Raw genomic sequence first — 8234 nt, forward strand, 5'->3', positions numbered from 1 at the left:
TCTATCAAAGCAAATTGTCTTTCTTCTCATGATGGTAAGTTTACAATTACAATTCCGAGAGAAAAACAAAAGGGAAATGGAGATATAGAAATAACAAACACTTTGCAAATAACGAAAGAGATATACGACCTTATAGATGAATACTTGTTATTACAAAGTGAGATTGAGAAAAGTGAATATCTTCTGGCCTATATGCCGTATAACTTGTTTATACCTAAGCCAATAAGAAAAGCCGCTAAGAACAAAAGGAATCGTACTGATAAAATGGATAACTCTCAAATGCAGGAGTTGTTGCATGATTTCTATGAAGAGGTTGTAGGTAAGAAATTCGGTTATCCAAATATAGAGAGAGTAAGGTTAGGGGACACTCGACATTTTGCATTCTGTAATATGATGTTGCAGGGCTATAACGCCTTAACTATTGCCAGAATAGGTGGTCATTTACATTTAAAATCACAGTTAAGCTACTCACGCCATCTTGATTACTTTGCAGAGGCAAGAGTTAGGATATTATCCGAAACAATTAAAAGAAACAGAGATCAAAATTTAGGGGATACTATCCTTTCTTCTACAAATGGCCTCATAATTAAAAGTAAGATAAGAAAAGGAGAAATATCCTCAATAGCAATACAAGGTGGATTTTGCAAAGACAACAGTTTTCCTATCAATTGCATTGATGATTGCATTTTTTGTACGCATTTTCAACTTGATTTGACAAATAAATCTGATGTTATTGACTCATTAAAACTTAAATCAAGTAAATTCTCACAAAATATCAGGGCTCAAATCGAAACTATGCAACGTTTTTCCGCAGAGATGCTTTATGATAAGGCTACAATGCAATATTCTCATGAAGACCAAGAACGATTATTTATTCTCGCCACAAAGTTGAGAGAAATGTTAAATAAAAAGGCTATTGTTGATTCTTATATCCCTGAATAAAAATGGGAGGAAATCCAATGAGAAGAAAAAAAGGAAGGCCGCAAAAGTATTCTGAGGAGCAGCTTAAGGAGATACTTTTGGAATATGCAGTTGAGAATATAGGAGAGATTAAATTTCAAAACTTAGCTGAAGAAACTGGCATACATCGTCATATTTGGTCCCGAAGAATGAGTAAAGAAATAAATGAGTTAAATCAAAAAACTCTTTCCTTAACCCCCGACAGTTTTGAAATTGTACAATTACCTAACACTATTGATATTGTGAACAAATATTGGAGTAATAAGACTGCTATGATAAATGCTCTTAATGAATTTAATAATTATATTCAGGATCTCTGGGAGAAGTCTGTGGCATATGAAAAAAACAGTCAAAAAGAAAAGGAATTACTAAAATTACTTGAGGAAAAGGACAAGGAAATTAAGTATCTCAAGGAACTGAGAGATTATTATAAAAATGAATACCAAAAAGTCGCTATAGAAAGTACATATGATCATAAACAAAAGGAAAAAAACGTACGAAATGTCCTTGATATTAACGACACAAAGAAGATGACAAGTTCTAATTGGAAGGAGCAATTTCCAGATCTCTTTTAAAATCAGTCCGAGTCATATCTTAAAGAAAAGTAAAAGACATTGGAGTATCAGCTCCAATGTCTTTTATTTACTCATATGGACCCAAGAAACGTACACCATTAAAATGAATCAAGTGTGATGGCGCATCTGCAACCCAAACTTCTGTTTCCCAGGCTATTTCAGGCAAATACCTTGCCATCAAGCTACGAGAAGGAAAGGCTGTAACATACACAATACCTGCTGAGGAGTGTTTAAACAATTGTGCTAATTCTTTGTGACGTTTTCCATCCACTGGGCCATGACTTGTCACGGATTCAATTAGCAGAAGCCAATCTCTCTCTTCATAATAGATAACGACATCGGGCATTTTGCCATGGGAGTCCACTGTCACCCCAAGTCTGTGCAATAGATCTTTATCAAAGTAACCCAATTTCTCTCCAGTATCTCCAGCATAAATAAGAATTCCTCCAGGAGCATAACGAGGTGCGAAATCTTCTATAATGGCTTTGATTAGCTCGCTATGTTCTCCAGGACTAATAAGTATTCGCTTCCCTGGTGCTATCTGAACTGGTATTCGATTTTGTTCCCTTTCTTTAGCGTATTGCTGAACCAAGGTTACTCTGACAAGTAGATATTCTTTCAAATTATCTTCCCATTGAGGAGAGCCAAATGACATCAAAAGTTTAAGGGCATCTGGTGCCACCTGATAAACGGCTTTAGGACTATTGACTGGTCTGGTTGGCTTGTCAGGATTGTACAGCACTATTCCAGCATCAACGAATTGATGCATTGATTGCCTGCGGAATGTCTCTCTTGTATTTGGAGCATAAATCTTGCCATAATACTCTTTGGCAAAGTTCATAATAGGTGTAATACCTATCAACGGAGCATCGGATTCTCCCCAACTTTTGTTTGGAGTTAAATTCAAAAGAGCGAGTAAGCAAAGGGCAGTTCGTTCATTATGTTGTCCCTTTGGTAGTCCTAAAGACTTGATAATTTGTAGTGCTTCATCGATTTTTTTTTGGTTGTTGTTTATCACAAAATGTCCCCCATTTTTTCGTCTAAATGGTGCTGTTGGATTTTATCAGAAAAGGTTAGAATCCAACTACCAAGCTTAATTAATACATCTCTGCTTGGATATTTCATAGCTCTTAGATCAGTTGCATTTACTTGTGTATGACCATTAAATATTCTGAAATATTGATCAACTAAAGTTGAGTTGAGGTAAGCAAATAAACCATAAGCAAGTTCTTTTGGAATACCCTCCTTTTTTGAATGGAAGACATTTAGACTGTTTTCAAATGCAATAACTGGAGTGTCGAATTGATCTGGATTTAAAACCCCAGCGACTATCCTTTTCTTTTCTTCTTTTGAAGAGAACCGTTTCACAACCGTATAAAATCCATTTGGGTAAAAAGACTTTTCTGTTTTCTCATTTCTTTTTATGGCATTAGAGTTTTTCATTTCTTTGGGCCATTCCGTATACTGCCCAACAAAATGATTTGGGTAAAATAAAGGAACTGTATTGGGCTCTGGCATTGAACATAGACTATCTCTTGAGCGAAAGTCCACCACAGGACCAGTAGAAACCTCTACTTCAAGATCTTGTAAGGTGTGAATGATATTATTCGATTCAACAATAGGATTCTCGACTGATGAGGTCGGAATATGAATGAATTTTTCAGTATCAGTGGGCGAAACAATCCTTTCAAATGAACGGATTTTAGTAACATAATCATTAAATGTACCATCAGTTGATGAAGAAACTACAACATCCCCTTGCTTACCTCCACGTTCTAACATAATTATTACATTCTCTTGTAATACTTCATCGTCTTTAAACGCCTTATCCCTTGAGTTAAAAAGATGAAGATGGTGAATTGCGGCCCTTTCAAGTAAGAAGTATCTGAACCGACGAAAGTAAGGACCATTGCAAAAGCTACGAGGTATAATTGCTACTATTTGACCTCCTTCCTTCATTAAAGCAAGTGTTAGGGCAATAAAAGCGGAGTACAAGTTCCCTGTTTCTATCCCGACATCCCGAAGTAGTTTACGATATCGTGAACTACTCGGGAACTGTTTATATGGAGGATTCAAAATTGCATGAGTAAAATGAATTTGTTTGTTCTCATCAAATAAAGTATTGTTGTCGAGTAGTGTTTGTACAGCCCACTCAATAAAGTCATCTGACATAATCTGCTGTGTAAGGTTAAGCTTTTCAGAAAATGACCCGATAGATATCTCTAATTGTTCACGTAAAATATCATCGACTTCAAAAGCAACCACATTAGCAGATCTAACTGAATTATCTTTAGTTAACTGGTCTAAAAATGCACAAGATAACGAACCAATTCCTGCTCCTGCATCGAGTATACATTTATGTTGATCTTCTACATTTCCGTTTCTAAAAAGAGATGCCATAAACTGTGCAACACTGATCGGAGTCATAAATTGCCCTAACTCAGATCGACGCTTTTTATTTAATAATTTATTCGTTTCTATCCTTCTTCTGTCAATTTCTTCGAGTAACAATGTCATTTAGCGCACCTCATTAACAATTTCATCATTAAATTATTATATCATATGCCAAGGGAACGTTCAGAAACAAAACATCAAACCCTCCATATAATTTAGTGGAGGGTTTTTATATCCAGTATACGATTATATTTACGTTTAGACCCGAAGGTCTTCTTAATCAATATGCAATGAGTAGATATCCAATATATTCTCTAAGCAAGCGTAATATTACCTGTAATGATAAGGTCAATTGTTGGTCTTGGGATTCCTGATACTAACTTCAAAAGGGAAAGTCTTGAGCCCCCTTTTAGACGCATAAATAATATAAGATTTTCAGCTATAGTTTCTTTATAGCCGAAAAAGTTAGGGCTAATAATAAACATCCCCTATCTTATATCAGCAAGGTCCTTAAATCAGTTGCAAGTGATTTTGATCCGCTTAATCCTTTTAAATACTTGAGAGGTCCTTCGATAGACCAATCAATAACTGTTAGTTTATTGATACTTTTTAATACTTTTTGAATATCAATCTGATTTCGTTTTTCGTTTGAATATCTAAGAAATAATTCCTTTCCTATAATTGATAATGCTTCAAGGCAAACGATGTGTGTTAACTTATAACCCTTATAGTCACCCCATTCTTGGGGAAGTGTTTCTTGAACGCATTTGAAAAAAGATAATGATAAATTCATTTTTTCCTCTTTTGATAAAGAAGAAAAAAATTGATCATTTGTAAGCAAGTATAACATTCGGTATGCATTTTGAAGAGTAACATGTTTCTCTTTTGTCCGTTTACCAATAATAGTTCCTATTTGATGAAATGGACTGTCTCTTCTAACCATTAACTCAGTGGCAACCCAACTTAAATCATCAGAATCTCTCCTAAGATATTTACTTAATGAAAGCCCAATACCTTTAGCTTTGGTGTTAATGATGTCAAATAGTTTGATTTCTTCTTCCTCATCCAAACAATGAAATGCTAAAAAAGGAATCGTGATTTCACTATTCGTTTCTTTGGTATATATTTGTGCTCCTTCTACTCGGTGTTGTCCATCCATTAGTGAGGCTCTTGCTTTGCATAACAATCTGCCAAAAAACGGTCGAGTCTTATCATAAGAAATAAATTCCCAATCAGATGCGGCATTTAATAATACTGGAGAGAATAAAGCCTCATCTCCTTTTGATAAGTATTTCGAAAAATCAAGGCAACGCTTCTTGTCTACGGGGCGTTGATATCCCCTTCCATTTAGCAGGTCATATGGTTTTACATACAACAATTGATGGCTAACTGTAGTAAGAAAAGAACCCTGATACACTACTTTTCCACGCATTTTACTCATGAGAACATTTTCAATAACTTGTGGGCTTAATATTTGTTTCATTTTACAACCTCCTAAAAAAATTGTAACTCAATATTAGATCTTATAAGATATAATTTCAAAAGGTAATATATGTTATGAGTGAGTTTTAGTTTGGAGCATACTTGCCTACTCTATATAGTGAGGTGGGTTTATGCGTAAATTGTTGACTATAGTCGGTGAACGAATTAGATATTTAAGAAAAAATCGTGGCTTGACTCAAGAACAACTTGGCGAGAAAGTGGATCTCCCCCAGTCTTATATAGGTGGTATCGAAAGAGGAGAGAAGAACATCTCCCTGAATACGTTAGAACGAATTATAATTGCATTGGAAGTTGATGCTAATGACGTATTTACAAAGAAACAGAAAGACATGGGAAAGGAAGTTTTTTTCGATAAAATTAGCCTTTTGTTAGAAAATCGTACTCTAACAGAAATTAAAATTATTCATACTTTAGTAACGGATGTATTAAAAGCTTTCGACGAAAAAATATGAGATTGGGACAGAATCAATAGTTCATGGTAAAACTAAGGTGGTGTTTGCTTGTAACTATTGAACTTCCGATAGTGATTATGTGTACTTTTTATACTAATTGTGAGATTATAAGGGAAGTTCTAATTGATTTGAGGATGAACAAGTGTGAAGCGAATACAACAGTATTTTAATAAATACCTTTAATATTTGATTAAAAGACTGGAGGTTAGAAACATATGTCTGGGCAAAATAGAAATGACATACAACTTGGTTATACTGTAGACATTGTATTAAAGCAAGATCAAAGAACTGGAACCTTAACACGTGGTAAAGTTGCTGTAATATTAACGAAATCACCTTATCATCCACACGGAATAAAAGTGAAATTGCGAAGTGGTCAAGTTGGACGAGTTAAGGTAATAGTTTCAAAAGACTCGAGCGAAGAGTAGCAAAAACCATCAATTTTGTTCGACGTTATTTCTTTGTCAAAAATGTACTTTAGAATTTTAAGATGTCCATAAAAAAAGACCTCTATGGAAGAGGTCTTACAATTTTGATGTTGTTTAACAGCTAATATCGAACATGGACAATCTTTGACAGGAGTAATGGAAATGCTCAACCTTCTCATAATCGAATGCCAATGAGACAGGACATCTGAGTACCTTGGAGTAAATTTAATTCCTTGATAATTTGATCCTAAGTTAGAATTATAATAGTGTTCGTAAAAAGCACAAGCAATTAAAAATGCATCCCAACGATGTTCGGTTTAAAGGTCTTGCTGATCGTATCCGAATTGCAGAGTTGTTGATACAAGCAATTTTATAATCAGTTCCACTAATAAAACCCCCGAATAAAAATATGTTGTTCATTTCCCTTACCCCAATGATATATTCTGTGATAGTAGACAATTTAACATCTGTTATTTTACTCAGTAAATCGAACAGGTTTAACGTTCTTTTAATTCCTTGTACACTCACGGTTGAACCTGTTTGTCCAGACCAAGATGATTTGAGTTCCTCTATAAATCGATAATCACCTCATTGGGTGAAATCGGAAACCACATCGGAGCTTTTACACCGATTGCTATTAAGTTACCTTATAAATCAGATTTGATAAAGTTTTTAGATTATCACCAGATTTATAATTAGTCTCATGTTTTGATAAACAATCAATTATTTGATCAATGTATGGAGTAATTATTGGTACATATTTATTAATATCTCCTGGGCACTTATGGACACGAACCCATCCCAAATTGTCGTTTCCACCAGCATCTAATGTATAAACAACGGTTTTCAACCCATTCCTCCTTGAGTAACTGTAAAAATATATATTTTTATTAATTTAATGGAAATCGTTTTTTTGTAAGTGTTAAGAAGTTATCGCTTGCAGATTACTTACAGAGTCTTTACTTAGGAGACTTGTTATACTAAATGTTACTTAGAGAGAAATGAAATTTAAACTTGGATATTTATAGTTAAACACTGATTCGTCCAATTTGGAAAAATTGACGTAAAATGAATTTTATGAAGCTTATTTTGAGAAAATCAATAAATGACAATCTTGCTATTTTGTCTTGTTCCAATATAATTGAAGATATTACGAGTGAAGAGACTAAATGTAGTATCAAATTATCTTCTTTTATTATGATTAATTCTGTGTACTCTCTTAAATTTATGTACAAATAATATTTATGTACATTAAAAAACAAAATAAACTTTGTGGAGAAAGGGTTTTATTTATGTACACAACCAATTAGGATACATATAATCAAAGTGCGTTTGACAGACGGACAGGTTGGGCGGGTCAAACATATTGTTTCGGATAAAGGATAGAGCTTTGGGCTCAGGAGGAATGATGTATGAACCAGACAACGGCATGGTCTAAAAATAATCGCTATCCACTTGTTTTACTTGTACTGATGGTGTTTGCCCTCGTTTGGTCCTTGATTCGCCCAGCGGATTATTTTACATGGGTACTGGAAGTTCTCCCGGCGGTTTTGGGAGCTGTATTACTGACGGCTTTTTACCGACGATTTCGTTTTACCAATCTGGTATACACCCTGATCTGGCTACATGCACTGATCCTGATTGTCGGTGGGCACTACACCTATGCCGAAATGCCGCTGTTTAACTGGATTCGGGATACGTTCGGGCTGGAGCGCAATTATTATGATCGACTTGGGCATTTTGTCCAAGGTTTTGTGCCTGCACTCATTGTTAGGGAAGTACTGCTGCGTAAGACAGCTCTGGGAAGCGGGAGCTGGCTCACTTTTCTAACGGTTAGCGTGTGTCTTGCGATCAGTGCTGGATACGAACTGATTGAGTTTGCTGTAGCCAAAGCAACTGGTACGGCAGCAGAAGCTTTTTTA

General features: G+C 35.0%; 9 protein-coding genes and 1 pseudogene. 6 read left to right on the top strand and 4 right to left on the bottom strand.

Going from position 1 to position 8234, the window contains the following annotated elements; genetic code table 11:
• Together AC5V8P_RS20495 and AC5V8P_RS20500 are read left to right on the top strand one after the other, a co-directional pair.
• A pseudogene (locus tag AC5V8P_RS20495) lies at nt 1-942 on the top strand (hypothetical protein); the annotation flags it as partial.
• Nucleotides 943-959: 17 nt separating this feature from the next.
• Complete coding sequence (locus AC5V8P_RS20500; RefSeq protein WP_064796110.1) at nt 960-1535, top strand: hypothetical protein; 576 nt, start codon at nt 960-962, stop codon at nt 1533-1535.
• A gap of 67 nt (nt 1536-1602) precedes the next feature.
• Here the strand turns inward: AC5V8P_RS20500 and AC5V8P_RS20505 are convergent, their stop codons facing one another.
• The 3 genes from AC5V8P_RS20505 to AC5V8P_RS20515 form a co-directional block, all read right to left on the bottom strand.
• Nucleotides 1603-2553: a BsuBI/PstI family type II restriction endonuclease gene (locus AC5V8P_RS20505; protein WP_196771829.1), complete on the bottom strand. Its 951-nt coding sequence runs from the start codon at nt 2551-2553 to the stop codon at nt 1603-1605.
• Nucleotides 2550-4052, bottom strand: a complete 1503-nt coding sequence (locus AC5V8P_RS20510) for an Eco57I restriction-modification methylase domain-containing protein (RefSeq protein ID WP_064796109.1) — start codon at nt 4050-4052, stop codon at nt 2550-2552. The genes AC5V8P_RS20505 and AC5V8P_RS20510 overlap by 4 nt, the downstream gene beginning before the upstream one ends.
• A gap of 370 nt (nt 4053-4422) precedes the next feature.
• Nucleotides 4423-5412, bottom strand: coding sequence for a DGQHR domain-containing protein (locus tag AC5V8P_RS20515; RefSeq protein WP_064796108.1), 990 nt, complete (start codon nt 5410-5412; stop codon nt 4423-4425).
• A gap of 130 nt (nt 5413-5542) precedes the next feature.
• On the opposite strand from AC5V8P_RS20515, the gene AC5V8P_RS20520 reads away from it, so the two are divergent.
• Nucleotides 5543-5884, top strand: a complete 342-nt coding sequence (locus tag AC5V8P_RS20520; protein WP_064796107.1) for a helix-turn-helix domain-containing protein — start codon at nt 5543-5545, stop codon at nt 5882-5884.
• 215 nt (nt 5885-6099) lie between these two features.
• Nucleotides 6100-6312 carry a YwbE family protein gene (locus AC5V8P_RS20525; protein ID WP_064796106.1) on the top strand — a complete coding sequence of 71 codons (213 nt, stop codon included), beginning with the start codon at nt 6100-6102 and terminating at the stop codon, nt 6310-6312.
• Between the two features lie 637 nt (nt 6313-6949).
• On the opposite strand, the gene AC5V8P_RS20530 is transcribed toward AC5V8P_RS20525, so the two are convergent.
• A complete protein-coding gene (locus AC5V8P_RS20530; protein ID WP_064796105.1) occupies nt 6950-7162 on the bottom strand; it encodes a hypothetical protein in 213 nt (70 codons plus the stop codon).
• Nucleotides 7163-7584: 422 nt separating this feature from the next.
• Between AC5V8P_RS20530 and AC5V8P_RS20535 the strand changes: the two genes are divergently transcribed.
• Both AC5V8P_RS20535 and AC5V8P_RS20540 read left to right on the top strand, forming a co-directional pair.
• Entirely contained in the window at nt 7585-7698 is a 114-nt protein-coding gene (locus AC5V8P_RS20535) for a DUF2196 domain-containing protein (protein WP_196771828.1), read from the top strand.
• A gap of 26 nt (nt 7699-7724) precedes the next feature.
• Nucleotides 7725-8234: DUF2238 domain-containing protein (locus AC5V8P_RS20540; RefSeq protein ID WP_495473813.1), on the top strand; the 510-nt coding region annotated here is incomplete at its 3' end.

This window comes from Paenibacillus sp. N119s, assembly GCF_059447605.1.

Excerpts from the sequence above, each read along its gene's own strand:
- AC5V8P_RS20520 (WP_064796107.1), top strand. The coding sequence starts at position 5,543 with ATGCGTAAATTGTTGACTATAGTCGGTGAACGAATTAGATATTTAAGA.
- AC5V8P_RS20525 (WP_064796106.1), top strand. The coding sequence starts at position 6,100 with ATGTCTGGGCAAAATAGAAATGACATACAACTTGGTTATACTGTAGAC.
- AC5V8P_RS20500 (WP_064796110.1), top strand. The coding sequence starts at position 960 with ATGAGAAGAAAAAAAGGAAGGCCGCAAAAGTATTCTGAGGAGCAGCTT.
- AC5V8P_RS20510 (WP_064796109.1), bottom strand. The coding sequence starts at position 4,052 with ATGACATTGTTACTCGAAGAAATTGACAGAAGAAGGATAGAAACGAAT.
- AC5V8P_RS20515 (WP_064796108.1), bottom strand. The coding sequence starts at position 5,412 with ATGAAACAAATATTAAGCCCACAAGTTATTGAAAATGTTCTCATGAGT.